This is a genomic window from Delftia sp. DLF01 (assembly GCF_014852125.1).
In the GTDB taxonomy this organism is placed as follows: Bacteria; Pseudomonadota; Gammaproteobacteria; order Burkholderiales; family Burkholderiaceae_C; genus Comamonas; species Comamonas acidovorans.
In genome coordinates this window covers 604,563-619,383 of the sequence record NZ_JACVAZ010000002.1, presented here as the reverse complement: position 1 = coordinate 619,383, position 14,821 = coordinate 604,563, and the positions used below count along the sequence as shown (strand labels likewise).

Annotated in this window: 14 protein-coding genes; 7 read left to right on the top strand and 7 right to left on the bottom strand. The window is 68.0% G+C overall.

Going from position 1 to position 14,821, the window contains the following annotated elements; genetic code table 11:
- Window positions 1–118 precede the first annotated feature (118 nt).
- The 6 genes from miaB to modA all read right to left on the bottom strand — a co-directional run bounded on the left by miaB (window position 119) and on the right by modA (window position 5,792).
- Entirely contained in the window at window positions 119–1,447 is a 1,329-nt protein-coding gene (miaB, locus tag IB269_RS11275) for a tRNA (N6-isopentenyl adenosine(37)-C2)-methylthiotransferase MiaB (RefSeq protein WP_012203445.1), read from the bottom strand.
- Between the two features lie 167 nt (window positions 1,448–1,614).
- Complete coding sequence (locus IB269_RS11270) at window positions 1,615–2,013, bottom strand: hypothetical protein (protein ID WP_043783237.1); 399 nt, start codon at window positions 2,011–2,013, stop codon at window positions 1,615–1,617.
- A gap of 73 nt (window positions 2,014–2,086) precedes the next feature.
- Window positions 2,087–3,019 (bottom strand): formate dehydrogenase accessory sulfurtransferase FdhD, encoded by a 933-nt coding sequence (gene fdhD / locus IB269_RS11265; protein WP_192367188.1) that lies wholly within the window; start codon window positions 3,017–3,019, stop codon window positions 2,087–2,089.
- A 52-nt stretch (window positions 3,020–3,071) separates the two neighbouring features.
- Complete coding sequence (modC, locus tag IB269_RS11260; RefSeq protein ID WP_192367187.1) at window positions 3,072–4,202, bottom strand: molybdenum ABC transporter ATP-binding protein; 1,131 nt, start codon at window positions 4,200–4,202, stop codon at window positions 3,072–3,074.
- The gene (gene modB / locus IB269_RS11255; RefSeq protein ID WP_013804076.1) at window positions 4,199–4,879 is read right to left on the bottom strand and encodes a molybdate ABC transporter permease subunit; all 681 of its coding nucleotides are present in this window, start codon (window positions 4,877–4,879) and stop codon (window positions 4,199–4,201) included. The genes modC and modB overlap by 4 nt, the downstream gene beginning before the upstream one ends.
- A gap of 151 nt (window positions 4,880–5,030) precedes the next feature.
- The gene (gene modA, locus IB269_RS11250) at window positions 5,031–5,792 is read right to left on the bottom strand and encodes a molybdate ABC transporter substrate-binding protein (protein WP_192367186.1); all 762 of its coding nucleotides are present in this window, start codon (window positions 5,790–5,792) and stop codon (window positions 5,031–5,033) included.
- Window positions 5,793–5,895: 103 nt separating this feature from the next.
- Between modA and IB269_RS11245 the strand changes: the two genes are divergently transcribed.
- The 3 genes from IB269_RS11245 (at window position 5,896) to IB269_RS11235 (ending at window position 7,698) form a co-directional block, all read left to right on the top strand.
- Complete coding sequence (locus tag IB269_RS11245) at window positions 5,896–6,723, top strand: TOBE domain-containing protein (RefSeq protein ID WP_192367185.1); 828 nt, start codon at window positions 5,896–5,898, stop codon at window positions 6,721–6,723.
- 190 nt (window positions 6,724–6,913) lie between these two features.
- Window positions 6,914–7,189, top strand: coding sequence for a hypothetical protein (locus IB269_RS11240; RefSeq protein ID WP_192367184.1), 276 nt, complete (start codon window positions 6,914–6,916; stop codon window positions 7,187–7,189).
- A 98-nt stretch (window positions 7,190–7,287) separates the two neighbouring features.
- Window positions 7,288–7,698 carry a hypothetical protein gene (locus IB269_RS11235; protein WP_043824879.1) on the top strand — a complete coding sequence of 137 codons (411 nt, stop codon included), beginning with the start codon at window positions 7,288–7,290 and terminating at the stop codon, window positions 7,696–7,698.
- A gap of 94 nt (window positions 7,699–7,792) precedes the next feature.
- On the opposite strand, the gene IB269_RS11230 is transcribed toward IB269_RS11235, so the two are convergent.
- Window positions 7,793–8,950 (bottom strand): MFS transporter, encoded by a 1,158-nt coding sequence (locus IB269_RS11230; RefSeq protein ID WP_224986381.1) that lies wholly within the window; start codon window positions 8,948–8,950, stop codon window positions 7,793–7,795.
- 727 nt (window positions 8,951–9,677) lie between these two features.
- Between IB269_RS11230 and IB269_RS11225 the strand changes: the two genes are divergently transcribed.
- The 4 genes from IB269_RS11225 to IB269_RS11210 all read left to right on the top strand — a co-directional run bounded on the left by IB269_RS11225 (window position 9,678) and on the right by IB269_RS11210 (window position 14,761).
- Complete coding sequence (locus IB269_RS11225) at window positions 9,678–10,874, top strand: imelysin family protein (RefSeq protein ID WP_013804069.1); 1,197 nt, start codon at window positions 9,678–9,680, stop codon at window positions 10,872–10,874.
- A 104-nt stretch (window positions 10,875–10,978) separates the two neighbouring features.
- Window positions 10,979–12,490 (top strand): di-heme oxidoredictase family protein, encoded by a 1,512-nt coding sequence (locus IB269_RS11220; protein WP_192367183.1) that lies wholly within the window; start codon window positions 10,979–10,981, stop codon window positions 12,488–12,490.
- A complete protein-coding gene (locus IB269_RS11215; protein ID WP_192367182.1) occupies window positions 12,490–13,575 on the top strand; it encodes an imelysin family protein in 1,086 nt (361 codons plus the stop codon). Before IB269_RS11220 ends, IB269_RS11215 begins: the two co-directional genes overlap by 1 nt.
- Window positions 13,559–14,761 carry a DUF1513 domain-containing protein gene (locus IB269_RS11210; protein ID WP_192367181.1) on the top strand — a complete coding sequence of 401 codons (1,203 nt, stop codon included), beginning with the start codon at window positions 13,559–13,561 and terminating at the stop codon, window positions 14,759–14,761. The genes IB269_RS11215 and IB269_RS11210 overlap by 17 nt, the downstream gene beginning before the upstream one ends.
- Window positions 14,762–14,821: the final 60 nt, after the last annotated feature.

Genomic DNA, 14,821 nt, shown 5'->3' with positions numbered 1-14,821 from the left:
GCCGGCACCCTGCCAGAGTGGCCGGGCTGTTTTCACGTCCTGTTACATGCAAAAAAGCCCGGCATTGCCGGGCTTGGGTTACGCAGGAGGACGCTGGGCCGCCGGGGCCGGGTTGGGCTCAGTGGCGCACCACGACTTCACCGCGCAGCGTGAAGGTGCGGGCCTCGGTGATCTTCACATCGATCATCTGGCCGATCAGGCGTTCGTTGCCCGGGAAATTGACCACGCGGTTGCACTCGGTGCGGCCCATGAGTTCGCTGCCATCGCGCTTGGACAGGCCTTCCACCAGCAGGCGCTGCACCGTGCCCACGCGCTCGTCGCTGATGTCCTTGATGTTGTTGTTGATCACGGCCTGCAGCTCCTGCAGGCGGCGCAGCTTGACCTCGTGCGGCGTGTCGTCGTGCAGGTTGGCGGCCGGCGTGCCGGGGCGGGGGCTGAAGATGAAGCTGAAGCTGTTGTCGAAGCGCACGTCGTGGATGAGCTTCATCATCTTCTGGAAGTCTTCCTCGGTCTCGCCGGGGAAGCCCACGATGAAGTCGCTGCTCATGGCCATCTCGGGCCGGATGGCGCGCAGCTTGCGGATGGTGCTCTTGTATTCCATGGCCGTGTAGCCGCGCTTCATGGCCATGAGTATCTTGTCGCTGCCGTGCTGCACGGGCAGGTGCAGGTGGCTGACCAGCTTGGGCAGCCGAGCGTAGGCCTCGATCAGGCGCGGCGTGAACTCGTTGGGGTGGCTGGTGGTGTAGCGGATGCGCTCGATGCCGGGGATCTCGGACACGTACTCCAGCAGCAGGGCAAAGTCGGCGATCTCGGCCGTGTCACCCATCTTGCCCAGGTAGGCGTTCACGTTCTGGCCCAGCAGCGTGACTTCCTTCACCCCCTGGTCGGCCAGGCCGGCGACCTCGATGAGCACGTCCTCGAACGGGCGGCTGACTTCCTCGCCGCGCGTATAGGGCACGACGCAGTAGCTGCAGTACTTGGAGCAGCCTTCCATGATGGAGACGAAGGCCGAGGAGCCTTCCACGCGCGCGGGCGGCAGGTGGTCGAATTTCTCGATCTCGGGAAAGCTGATATCGACCTGGGGTTTGTGCTTGGCGGCGCGTGCATTGAGCAGCTCGGGCAGGCGGTGCAGGGTCTGCGGGCCGAAGACCACGTCCACATAGGGTGCGCGCTTGATGATTTCCTCGCCCTCCTGGCTGGCCACGCAGCCGCCCACGCCGATGAGCACGCCGCGTTCCTTCAGGTGCTTGTAGCGGCCCAGGTCGCTGAACACCTTCTCCTGCGCCTTCTCGCGCACCGAGCAGGTGTTGAACAGGATCAGGTCGGCCTGCTCGGGGTCGTCGGTGGATTCGTAGCCCTGGGCTGCGCCCAGCACATCGGCCATCTTGTCCGAGTCGTACTCGTTCATCTGGCAGCCGAAGGTTTTGATAAAGACTTTCTTGGACATGGTGGGGTTCCGTCAGGCAGCCGCCGCACTGCAAGCGGCGGTCTGCAAAAAATGAAGGTGGCTCGGCCAGGGGGCGGCGTGCCCCATGGCCGGGCCGCTGCGGCCTGCGAGGCGCGGGCCGCGTCAGCCGTGTACGTGCTGTGCGCTTGCTGTGGTGTGCGCGGTGCTCAGTTGAAGATGCGCTGCAGCATCGACTTGGGCTTGTAGTGCTTGTCGGCCTCGGCCTTGGTCAGGATCCAGGCCTGGTGCAGCCACTGCGTCTGCGGCTCGATCACATAGCCCACCACGAGCTTGCTGCCCTGGTAATTGATGGCCTGCACCAGCGTGCGTTCAGGGCTGAACAGGCGAAAGCCCGGACTGGTGCGAATGGTCTTGCCGTCGATCTCCACCTCGGGGAACTGGGTCACGACCAGCTCGCCGAACTGGGCCTGCGGCGGGAAATTGCGCGTCTCGTTGGACGGCAGGCCCTGCGCGGCCACGCCCAGGCTGGCGCAGGCCAGGCCGGCGAGCAGGGCGCCGGCACACAGGCGGCGGACGGGAGAGAAATGGGGCTTGCAGCGGTTCATGGTGTACATCCAGGGGCTGAACCCGCGATTCTACGAACTTGCCGCTGCGCAGGCGCGGCACTCGGGCATTGGGTCAGGTGCGGCCCGGCGCATACAGCACCGCCTTGGGCGGGCGGCACAGGCCCCAGAAGCGCAGGCCGATCAGTTCGGCCATCTGCACGCCCATGGCCGTGGGCGCGGAGATGGTGGCCAGGGCGGCGATGCCGACCTTGGCGCATTTGCGCACCAGCTCATGGCTGCCGCGGCTGGAGAGCACGACAAAACCGGCCTCGCCCAGGCGGCCTGTGCGGGAGAGGCGGCCGACCAGCTTGTCCAGCGCGTTGTGGCGGCCCACGTCTTCGAGTACATCCGTCAGTTGCCCGTCCAGCCCTGCCCAGCCTGCGGCATGCACGGCTCCGGCTTCGGCGTTGAGCAACTGCAGCGGCGGCAGTGCCGCGATGGCTGCGCAGACGGTGTCGGCATCGACACGGGCGATCCAGTCGTGCGCGGGCAGGGGGGCGAAGGACAGGTCCAGCGCAGCGAAGCTGTCCACGCCGCAGACACCGCAGCCCGTGCGCCCGCTCATGCTGCGGCGCCGGTCCTTGAGGCGGGCGAAGCAGCGCGAGGCCACGTCCAGCTGCACCTCGATGCCGTCCATGCCGGCCGGCAGGCCTGCGGCCTGTGCAGCTACGGTGTGCACCTCGATGCCGTAGCAGTCGGCAGCGCTGTCCAGAATGCCTTCGGTGAGCGCAAAGCCCAGCGCAAAGTCTTCCAGGTCCGAGGGCGTGCCCATCATCACGGCGTGAGAGATGCCATTGAACACCAGGGCGATGGGGACTTCGCTGGCCAGCACCTGCGGCTCGGCCTGGATGCTGACGGCGCCGCCTTCACCGAGCCGGTGGCGCGCCACCGCATGCGTGCGCAGCGCGGCAATGGCAGGCGGGGCGGCGCATGCAGCATCTGCTGCGCCGGGGCCTGCGTCTGGGGCGGGGACGGGTGCGGGGGCGTGTTCGGTGGTGGCGTTCATGGCGTGGGCCGCGCAGGCGGCTTCCGCATGATATCGGCGCCGCCGCGCGTGCTCAGTCCAGCAATGCCATGCCCTTGATCTGGGCGAAGACATGCATGCCCGGCGCAATGCCCAGCTGCCGGGCGGAATGCAGGGTGATGCGTGCCAGCAGGCGGGACGGGCCCAGCTGCAGCGAGACCATGACCTGGCCCGGGCCGTCCTCGCGCAGCTCCTGCACGGTGGCAGGCAGGATGTTGAGGATGCTGCTGTCTTGCGGGTGCTGCAGGCTCAGGCTCACATCGCGTGCCTGCACGCGCAACTGCACGGTTTCGCCGACGGGGCGCGGGGAGGCCATGACAAGGCGCAGACGCCCGCCATCGAAGGACAGCGTGCTCAGGTGTGCATCGGGATCGTGCTGCTGGACCTGTGCGCTGACCATGGCCGCTGCCGTGTCGCCCATGCTCAGGGGCAGGTCCAGCCGTGCCAGCAGCTCGCTGGTGGCGCCGGCGGCGACCAGGCCACCGGCCTTGAGCAGCACCAGGTGCTGGGCCAGGCGCGCGACCTCGTCGATGGAGTGGCTGACGTAGAGGACGGGAATGTCGAGTTCGCGGCGCAGCTGGTCCAGGTAGGGCAGGACCTCGGCCTTGCGCTGGGCGTCCAGCGCGGCCAGCGGCTCGTCCATCAGCAGCACCCGCGGGCTGGTGGCCAGCGCCCGCGCAATGGCCACGCGCTGGCGCTCGCCGCCCGACAGGGTGGAGGGCATGCGGTCCATCAGGTGGCCTATGCCCAGCAGGGACACGGCCTGGTCCTGGGACACCTTGCGCCGCGCGGCCGGCGTGCGCCGCATGCCGTAGTCGATGTTGCGCCGCACGGTCAGGTGCGGGAACAGGCTGGCCTCCTGGAACACATAGCCCAGCGCACGGCGGTGCGTGGGCAGCCATTGGCTGGCCGCATCGTCCTGCCAGACCTCGCCGTTGACGGCGACGCGGCCGCGCGCGCGCTCCAGTCCCGCCAGGGCGCGCAGGCAGGTGGTCTTGCCGCAGCCCGAGGGGCCGAACAGGGCGGTGACGCCGCGCCCGGGCAGCTGCAGCTGCACATCAAGGCGGAAGTCGGCACGTTCCAGTGCCAGGTTTGCGATGATTTCCGAGGAGGGATGGGAGTGCGCGTCGCCGGACATCAGGGAGGGAGAGAAGGCGGTCATCATGCGCGGCGCTCCTCACGCGGCTGCAACAGGTGCAGGGCCAGAAGAACCAGGAAGGAGAACACCACCATGCCACCCGCCAGCCAGTGGGCGTGGGCGTACTCCATGGCCTCCACATGGTCGTAGATCTGTACCGAGACCACGCGCGTCACGCCGGGAATATTGCCACCCAGCATCAGCACCACGCCGAACTCGCCCACGGTGTGCGCAAAGGTCAGCACGGCCGCCGTGATGAAGCCCGGCCGCGCCAGCGGCAGCGCCACGGTGAAGAAGCGGTCCAGCGGCCCCGCGCCCAGGCTGGCCGCAGCCTCCATGGGCCGCGTGCCCAGGGATTCGAAGGCACGCTGCAGCGGCTGCACCGTGAACGGCATGGAATAGACCAGCGAACCGATGACCAGGCCCGGAAAAGTGAAGGGCAGGGTGCTCAGCCCCAGTGCCTGCGTCAGCTGCCCCACGGGGCCGTTGGGACCCATGGTCACCAGCAGGTAAAAACCGATCACCGTGGGCGGCAGCACCAGGGGCAGCGCCACCACGGCGCCAATCGGGCCGCGCCAGCGCGAGCGCGTATGCGCCAGCCACCAGGCCAGCGGCGTGCACAGCGTCAGCAGCAGCACCGTGGTCACGCTGGCAAGTTTCAGCGTCAGCCGTATGGCGGCGTAGTCGTCGGCGGTAAGAATCATGCGGGAAGAATTCAGTGGTTCGCAGCGCTGTTGGATCTCACTCAACGCACGAAACCGGCGCGGCCCGGCTCAGCGACGCTGAGCACGGGCCCGTGCCGGCCGACCCCTCCCCAGGAGAGAGGGAAGGCGCGCAAGCGCGCCTCAACAGGTGTCAGAAGCTATAGCCGTAGGAGCGGATGATGGCACGGGCCTTGTCGGCGCGCAGGTACTTCATCAGCTCGGTGGCGGCTTCGTTGTCCTTGCCGTTGTTGAGCACGATGGCGTCCTGGCGGATGGGCTCGTGCATGGAGCCGGGCACCTGCCAGGCCGAGCCTTCGCGCAGCTTGCCGTTTTCCATCACCTGCGACAGGGCCACAAAGCCCAGCTGGGCATTGCCCGTGGCCGCGAACTGGTAGGTCTGGGCAATGTTCTCGCCCATGACGATGCGCGGCTGCACCTGGGCCGTGATGCCCAGCTTGTTCAGCACTTCCATGGCTGCCGTGCCGTAGGGCGCCAGCTTGGGATTGGCCACGGCGATGTGCTTGTAGTCGCCGGTCTTGAGGACTTCGCCCTTGTCGTCCACATAACCGGCCTTGGGGCTCCACAGCACCAGCTGGCCGATGGCGTAGGTGAAGCGCGAATCGGGCAGGCCGCGGCCTTCCTTGGCGATCTTCTCGGGCGTGGTGTCGTCGGCGGCCAGCAGGATCTGGAAGGGCGCGCCGTTGACGATCTGCGCATAGAACTTGCCCGTGGCGCCGAAGGACAGCAGGGCCTTGTGGCCGGTGTCCTTCTCGAACTCGGCGGCGATCTTCTGCATGGGCGCCGTGAAGTTGGCGGCGACGGCCACCGACACTTCGGCGGCCTGCGCGGCGGCCCAGCCGAACAGGGCAAGGGCGGTGAAGGCGGTGGCACGCAGGGGCTGGTTCACGTTCATGGGTCTCTCGCTATTCCGTTGGTGAATAGCGCAGTGTAACGACCTGAAAATGCGCATGCAGGGTGCAGGCGTTTTGCTTGGCGGGAAATAACGCTTGGCGGGCATGATGCTGCGCATGACAGCCGCAACCCCCGCTTCTCCCTCAGACCTGGTGCCCGCGCTGGGCCATGACCTGGCCGACCGGCGCATCGCCATCCTGCGGCATATCGCGGCAGGGCATTCGATTTCCCAGGCTGCGCGCGAGGCGGGTGTCAGCTACAAGGCGGCCTGGCAGGCGCTGGATGTGCTGACCAATCTGGCGGGCCGTGCCCTGGTGGAGCGCTCGGTGGGCGGCGCCGGCGGTGGCGGCGCGCGCATCACCGAGGCCGGGCAGTCCCTGCTGGCCATGGCCGATGCGCTGGAGCATGCGCGCGCGCAGGTGCTGCAGCGCTTTGGCAGGCCCGCCGGCGTTTCTTCGACGCCTCCCGGGCTGGGGCTGGGCCTGCGCACCAGCATGCGCAATCTGTGGCCTTGCCGGGTTGGTGCCCTGCAGGCGCAGGGCGCCCAGGTCCGCGTCTGGCTGCTGCCCGACGGCGGCGGGGATGCATCAGGCATTGCCGCACGCATCACCGAAGAAAGCGCCCAGTTGCTGGGCCTGGCGCCGGGCCTGCCCGTGATGGCGCTGTGCAAGGCCGCAGCCGTGCAGGTGCTGCCTTCGGCGCCACGCTCCGATGTGCATGCCAAGGCCAATGCCTGGCCCGCCCAGGTGCAGCGCGTGGCCCGGGCCGACAGGGCGGGGCCGCGTGAAGTGGTGGCACAACTGCCCTGGGGCGGTAGCGGCGTGGGTTACGCGGCCGAACCGGCAGAGGGCGAGTCCTGGACCTTGCGCGCAGGGCGCAAGGTCTGGCTGACGGTGCCGGAGTCCGCCGTGGTGCTGGCCGTGGCTGATTGAGCGGGTGGGGCGGATGGAGTGTTGAAGGAGCAGCAGCGCGTTGCGCATGCGCAGCAGTGGCTGCAGATTCGGACGGGTCTGATGGCGCATTCAGGGCGGTATACGAAGAATTGCGCCGCTGTGAAACCTGCGCGCTCTGGCGGCGCGGGCTTTTCTGGCGACCGAATCATCGAAACCTCCCTGGCCCTCCATGAGCATCCTGAAATTGCGCAGGCAAGAGAAAGTGGCGGTCTACACCGCCCTGCTGTGTTCCTTCATCGCGGCGTTCATCTTCTTCGCGTCCGAAGGTGTTGCTGAAAGTTTTCAGCAGCGGCTGGATGCGCTGGCCATCTGCGCCGTCATCGGTGCGCTGGTGACCTGGTTCAATCACTGGTGGTTCCGGGTCTGGGGCTGGCATCTGGTGCCTGTGACCCTGCTGCTGTTTTATGCCGGCACGCTGGCCGCAGGGTGGCTGTTTGGCGGATGAAGGCGGTGAAAGCGGTGGTGTGGGAACCTGCTGCCACGCTTTGCATCGAAGATCCTTTTCGACTGCCTCACCAGGCCATCCACGGCCTTGCCCCTGCCATGAAGACCACCCTGTCCGCCGCCCTGATCTGCCTGCTCCTGTCCACCCCGGCCATGTCCCGTCCGCTGGACCCGGCGCCGCTGGACGCCTCGCAGTTCAACCTGGGGCTGGTCGGGTTCGCGGGCGAGATCTCGCCTGCGGAGCGGCACCTGGAGGCCATGCTCAGGCGGCCCGAGGCCAATGCCGTCCTGCTGTCGGTGATCGACGATCCGCGCCGATCTCCCGTGGCCAAGCTCTATGCGCTGTGCGGCCTCAAGCGCATGGGCAGCGGCGGCTACGAGGCAGCGCTGGTCAAGCTGCGCGGCTTTGAGGGCCAGGTCTCCGTGATGCTGGGAGACCAGATGTTCCAGGAAGACATCCGCGAGGCGGCAGACCGCATCGAAAACCTGGAGTGCAGCGAAGGCGGCTGAGCCTGGGCACGCCGGTTGCCGGATAAAAAAAGAGCTGCCATCGGCAGCTCTTTGCATTGTGGGGCCTTCTTCTGAGCCGGAGGATCTGATCCGCTCAGGACAGCTCGCGTCCCTTGAGTTCGGGGATCAGGAAGGCCGTGGCCAGCATGTCCAGCACATAGATGGCCGCCAGCAGGGCGATGGCCACCTGGAACGAATAGCTCATGGCCAGCGCACCGATCACCACCGGGCCCAGTCCGCCCACGGCGCGGCCGATGTTGAACAGCACGTTCTGCGCGGTGGCGCGCGCCTCGGTGGGGTAGGCCTCGCTCATCACGGCGCCGTAGCCGCCCATCATGCCGTTGACGAACAGGCCCATGAGGGCCCCCGCCCAGAGCATGGCCGTGGGGTCTGACAGCTGCGAATAGAGCACGACCATGATGACCGAGCCCAGCTGGAAGATCAGGAAGCTGGGCTTGCGTCCGATGCGGTCGGCCAGCTGGCCGAAGACCCAGATGCCGACCATCATTCCCACCACGGTCACGGCAGTCCATATCGAGGACTTGGTCAGGCTGAAGCCCAGTTGCTTGGACAGGAAGCTGGGCATCCAGATCATGATGCCGTAGTAGCCGAAGTTCTGGACCGAGGTCAGCACGATCACGCCCAGGCTGACCTTGGTCGTGGCGCGGTCCTTCACCAGCAGCTTAAGGCTTTGCAGCACCGGCACGCGGGCCGAGGGCGTGGCGGACTGCTGGCGCTTCACGAAGACTTCGGGCTCGTGCAGCTTGTTGCGGATCACCCAGGCCACCACGGCCGGTATCACGCCCACCAGGAACATGCCGCGCCAGCCGATGAGGGGCAGCAGCAGCGGCGTCAGCAGCGCCGCACCCAGCACGCCCATTTGCCAGCCCAGGGCCACGTAGGACGAGACGCGGGCGCGGTGGCGTGCGGGCCAGGCCTCGGCGGCCAGTGCCATGCCGATGCCGAACTCGCCGCCCAGGCCGATGCCCGCAATCGTGCGGTAGGCCAGCAGGTCCCAATAGCCCTGGGCGAAGGCGCACAGGCCCGTGAAGACTGCGAACAGCATGATGGTCCAGGTCAGCACGCGGATGCGCCCGTAGCGGTCGCTGAGCAGGCCGAAGAAGATGCCGCCGAACACGGCACCGATCAGCGTCCAGGTCACCAGCGAACCGGCCTGGCCCGGCGTGAGGTGCAGGTCGGCCGAAATGGCCGACAGCATGAAGCCCAGGATCAGCAGGTCGAAGCCGTCCATGGCATAGCCCACGGCGGAGCCGGCCAGGGCCTTCCAGCTGTAGCCATTGACCTGGGTGGCATGTGTGCCGACATGCGTGTCTGTGCTGGCGCCGGCAGCATTGGCTGCGAGCGCCCCGGAGGAAGTGGTGGTCACGTGAAAATCCTTGAAAGCCAGGACGGCGCGCGCTCTCGCTGGGGTGCGGCACCACGCAAAACGCCTGCGCCGCCGGCTGGGCCGGCGTGCGGGCACGCTGCGCGTGTGCGGCATCCTGGAGTGGCGATGGGCACGGGAAATCCTGGTGGGAAAACAAGCTGGGCGGCCGGCATGCCGGAGCATGGCAGGGGCTGCGCGCAAAGACAGAGCGCAAGGTGCAGCGCCAAAAGACCGCTTCTGCAAAAAGCGAAAGCCCTGAAATCGGCCGGGCGATCAGGGCTTGGAGGCTGTGGGCAGGCCCTGCGAGGAGAGGGCGGCCCATGCGAGCGGGCGCAATGGTAAGGCAAGTCGCCAGCCAAGGCAAGCTGCGGGGCTTATGCCAGGGCGCTGGGTCTTTGGCCGGGGCGCCAAGGGTGCTCGTGCTAGGCTGGCGCCCGCTGCGGCCATCGCGCCGCTGGCGCGCCCCATTACTGCCCGGGTCCGTCTATGACCTTGCGGTGCAGTGCGGCGATATCTCGCAGGTTTTGCCAATAAAAACAATTCTCATTACAGTTTGGCATTCCGAGTTCTCCAACCTCCGATCCTTTCTGCCATGCATCCCATCCTGATTGCAGCCGCCCTGGCCCTGGGCGCGGCCGCCCCGATGAGCCAGGCCGCAGCCGCCGGCACCGTTCAACAGCCCGTGAAGAAGAGCCTCTCCGTTGCGGAGGTGGTCAAGCATTACGGCACCCTGGTGCACGCCAATTACTCGGACTCCATCAGCTCCGCCAAGACCATGCAGAAAGCCATTGCGGCCTTTCTGGCGGCGCCCAGCGAGCAGGGCCTGAACCAGGCGCGCAAGGCCTGGCTGGATGCCCGGGAGTACTACGGCCAGACCGAGGCCTTCCGCTTCTACGCCGGTCCCATCGACAACGATGAAGGCCCCGAAGGCCAGATCAACGCCTGGCCCATGGACGAGTCCTATGTGGACTATGTGGAAGGCAACCCCAACGCCGGCATCATCAACAACCGCAAGGAAGCCATCACCAAGAAGCGCCTGGCCGAGCTCAACGAGCATGACGGCGAGGAGAACGTTTCCACCGGCTGGCACGCCATCGAGTTCATGCTCTGGGGCCAGGACCTGAACGACAAGGGGCCCGGCGCGCGTCCGTACACCGACTTCGTCGATGGCAAGAAGTCCAATGCCGACCGCCGCCGCGAGTACCTGAAGGTGGTGACCGCGCTGCTGATCGAGGACCTGCAGTCCGTGGCCGACCAGTGGAAGCCTGGCTCGCCCAAGAACTTCCGCGCCCAGTTCGAGAAAAAGCCCGATGACGCGCTGCGCCGCATCTTCGTGGGCCTGGGTTCGCTGTCGCGCGGCGAGCTGGCCGGCGAGCGCCTGGAGGTGGCCCTGGCCAGCCGCGACCAGGAAGACGAGCACTCCTGCTTCTCGGACAACACGCATCGCGATGCCGTGACCAATGCCCAGGGCATCCTCAACGTCTGGCAGGGCAGCTACAAGCGCCTGGATGGCAGCGAGCTGCAAGGCCCGGGCATCAAGGACTGGGTGGCCTCCAAGGACAGCGCGCTGGCCGACAGGACCACGCGCCAGATCACGCAGTCGGTGCAGGCGGCCCAGGCCATTCCCGCGCCGTTCGACCAGGCCATCCAGGGCGCACGCGACTCGGCCTCGCGCGCCAAGATCCAGGCCACCATCGACAGCCTGGTCCAGCAGAGCAAGGATCTGGTGGAGGCGGCCAATGCCGTCGGCATCACCCAGCTCAACCTGGTGGACCCCAAGGCCAACTAAAAGAACATCCACGCCAGCGTCCATCCATTCCTGCGCCCATGTGCCAAGGCCGCCGCCCCCGAAAGGGTTCGGCGGCCCTGGCTTTTCCAGGGACGTCCCCACCCATGAATCTCTCCCCCTCGCTGCTGGTCGCTGCCTCCCTGGTCCTGATGGGCTGCTCGGCCCAACAGCAGGACACGGTGGCTGCCGCTCCAGCGCGCGCGCCAGCACCGCAGCCTGCTTCCGATCCAGCTCCCGATCCAGCTCTTTTGTTCGCGGCACCCGGCGAGCCCCTGCCCCCGGGCGGCCAGACCACGGTCCACGCCACGGGCCGCAACGCCTTCTCGCTGCCCGCCGCCAACCTGGAGGATGCAGAGCGCACGCGCTTCGTCATCGGCAACTCCTTCTTCAAGCGCAACTGGGTGCAGGCGCCGGCCTCCACCACGGCGCGCGATGGCCTGGGCCCGCACTTCCTGGCGCGCTCCTGCGGCGGCTGCCATGTGCAGGACGGCCGCGCCCAGCCGCCCGACTTCCACAACCCGCTCAAGCCCCAGCCCTTCGCGGGCCTGCTCATGCGGCTGTCCATTCCGGGTGAAGGCCCGCACGGCAGCCCGGTGCCGGACCCGGTCTATGGCGACCAGTTCAATACCGAGGGCGTGCTGGGCGTCAAGGGCGAGGGCCAGCTGCGCATCCGTTATGAACAGGTGCATGGCCGCTTTGCCGACGGCACGGCCTACACGCTGGAAAAGCCGGTCTACGAGCTGGCTGCGCTCAACTACGGCCCCCTGGCTGCCAACCTGATGACCAGCCCGCGCATTGCGCCCCAGGTCATCGGCCTGGGCCTGCTGGAGCACATCCCGGAGTCCGAGATCCTGGCCAACGCTGCCGCCCAGGCGGCCCTGGGCGGCCCCATCAAGGGTCAGCCCAACTATGTCTGGGATGCCTACGGCGAACGCATGATGCTGGGCCGCTTCGGCTGGAAGGCCAACGTGGCCTCCATTGCCCACCAGACGGCTTCGGCCTTCCTGGGCGATATCGGCATCACATCGAAGCGTTTCCCGCACCAGGCCTGCACGCCCGCACAAAAGGACTGCCTGGCCGCGCCCAACGGCAACGGCGCCGAGGGCGTGGAGATCGAGGACCGCGTGCTGGACGACGTGATCTTCTACCAGGCCACGCTGGCGCCGCCTGCACGGCGCAACGCCAGCGACCCGGCCGTGCGCCGTGGCGAGGCACTGTTCCACCAGGCCCAGTGTGCGCAGTGCCACCGGCCCTCGTACAAGACCGGCGGGGAGCTGTTCCCCGCGCTGTCGCCGGCACTCAGCAGCAAGGGGTTGTCGGGCCAGACCATTGCGCCCTACACCGACCTGCTGCTGCACGACATGGGCGATGCGCTGGCCGATGGCCGGCCCGACTTCAAGGCCTCAGGCCGCCAGTGGCGCACGCCGCCGCTGTGGGGCATAGGCCTGCTGCCCGATGTCAACAACCACCAGCGCCTGCTGCACGATGGCCGTGCGCGCGGCGTGCTCGAAGCCATCCTCTGGCACGGCGGCGAGGCCGAAGCCGCGCGCGAACAGGTGCGCCAGTTCAGCGCCGAAGACCGTGAAGCCCTGGTCAAATTTGTGGAGTCCCTCTGATGCAAGACATGCGCATGACCCCTCGCCAAATCCTTTGCGCCGCAGCCCTGGCGCTGCTGGCCGCCGCCCCGGTCCATGCCCAGGAAGTGGATGCCAACATGGCCATTCCCTTCTACAACACGGCCCACGCCGTGCAGGGGCTGTACGGCCAATGGTTCTCGCCCCAGGCCAAGGCCGCGCAGGCATCTGCCCAGGCGCTGAGCCAGGCGCTGCGCGCGCACTGCACGGCACCTGCGGCACCTGCGGGATCGGCTGCCGCCACGCTGCAGACGGCGCGCCAGGCCTATGTGCAATCGTCGCGGCAGTGGAGCAGCCTCTCGGCCGTGGCCCTGGGGCCGCTGGTGGAGCGCCGCTCGGCGCGTCTGGTGGACTTCCGCCCCATGCGCCCGGCCCTGCTCAAGAAGGCCATACAGTCGGCCCCCGCCGATCTTGCTGCCATGGAGCGCATCGGCGCACCCGCCAAGGGATACCCGGCGCTCGAGAACCTGCTGTGGACCCAGCCCGTGGAGCCGCAGACGCCGGCCTGCGCCTATGCCACCCTGGTGACCGAGGAAATCGGCGCCGAGATGGGCATCCTCAGCAACGGCTTTGCCAAGCTCGCGGCCCAGGATTGGTCCGAGGACGGCGATGCCACCACCGAAGCCATGGCCGAGTTCATCAACCAGTGGGTGGGCGGCCTGGAGCGCCTGCGCTGGGCGGACATGGAAAAGCCTTTGCGCAGTGCAGGCAGCAAGCCCCCCGCCTGGGAGCACCTGGCCAGCGGCAGCACCGTTGAGATCTGGCGCGCGCACTGGCAGGGCCTGCGCACGCTGGCCGTGAGCGTGGACCGCAAGGTGCCCCAGCCCGGCGTGGACATCGTGCCCATCGAGTCCTACCTGCGCGGCCGTGGCCTCAACCCGCTGGCTGACCGCTGGCTCAAGGCCGTCAACGAGGCCGATGCCGGCATGCGCGCCCTGACCGAGCCGAGCGCCAAGGCCGTCGATGCCGCGACCAAGCCACTGTCGCGCCTCAAGCGCCTCATGGAAGGCGAGGTGGCGCCTGCGCTGGAAGTCAACATCGGGTTCTCGGATGCCGACGGGGATTGAGCAGGCGCTGAATCGCCGCCGCTGGCTGCAGGGCATGGGGCTGCTGGCTGCCATGCCGCTGGCAACCTCCCATGCGGCCAGGCCGTCTGGACCGGCACGGTCGCTGGCTGCGGCCTGGATGCAGGGCGAGCAGATGCGTGTCGGCATCGTGCAGGCCAGTGCGCAGGTGGACAGGCCGCTGCAGGTGCTGCAGGCCCTGGATGTGCCCACGCGCGCCCATGGCATGGCCGCGCTGCGCGACGGCTCCGTGGTCTTCGCCAGCCGCCGCCCTGGTGACTGGCTGGTGCGCCTGAAGCCGGGACAGGCCGCCGAGGATGCGCAATGGCAGTGGATCGAGCCCGACCGCTTCTTCAACGGCCATGTCATCGAAAGCGCCGATGGCCGCCATCTCTACACCACCGAGACCGACCTGGAAGATGCCCAGGGCCTGATCGGCGTGCGCGATGCCATCACCTTGGAGAAGATCGCCGAATGGCGCACGGGCGGCATGGACCCGCACCAGTTGCTGCTGGACGCCGACGGCACGCTGATGGTCGCCAACGGCGGCATTCCCACGCAGTCCGAAACCGGCCGGCGCAAGCTGCAGCTGGACCACATGGATTCGTCCATCGCACGGCTGCTGCCGGCCGAAGGCGGCGCCCGTGCCGGCCTGTGGAAGCTGGACGACAGCCGCCTGAGCCTGCGCCACCTGGCCTGGGGCCCGCAGGTCGCCCACGCGCCCGCGCGCCGCTGGCTGGGCATTGCGCTGCAGGCCGAGCACCGCGACACCGAAGCGCGCGCCGCTGCGCCCGTGCTGGCCCTGTTCGATGGCCACCGTTTGCATGCCGTACCCCTGCCCGAAGGGCGCGAGCCCCTGGCCGGCTATGGCGGCGATATCGGTTGCGACGGCCAGCTCTTTGCCGTCAGCTGCCCGCGCGTGAACACCGTCACCTGGTGGCAGGTGCCCGACAGCAGCCAGGCCAGCGGCCGCTGGCTGCGCGGCGATGCCATGCTGGGCGTGTACTGCGTGGCCAACGCAAGTGTCTCGCTGGATGCCAAGGGTCGGCCCCTGCCTGCCGAGCCCGCGCTGTGGATGGGCGGCGCACGCCAGGCCCAATTGCGCCAGCGCGGCCAGGTGCTGCGCACGGTGCCGGTTCCTGGCATGGCGCTGGACAACCACTGGATTGCGTTGGAGCGCGGCAGCTAGCAGCCGGAGGCGGCGCCGCAAGCGGCGCGCTCTGGCGGAGTGCAGCGCCAACGGAAAAAG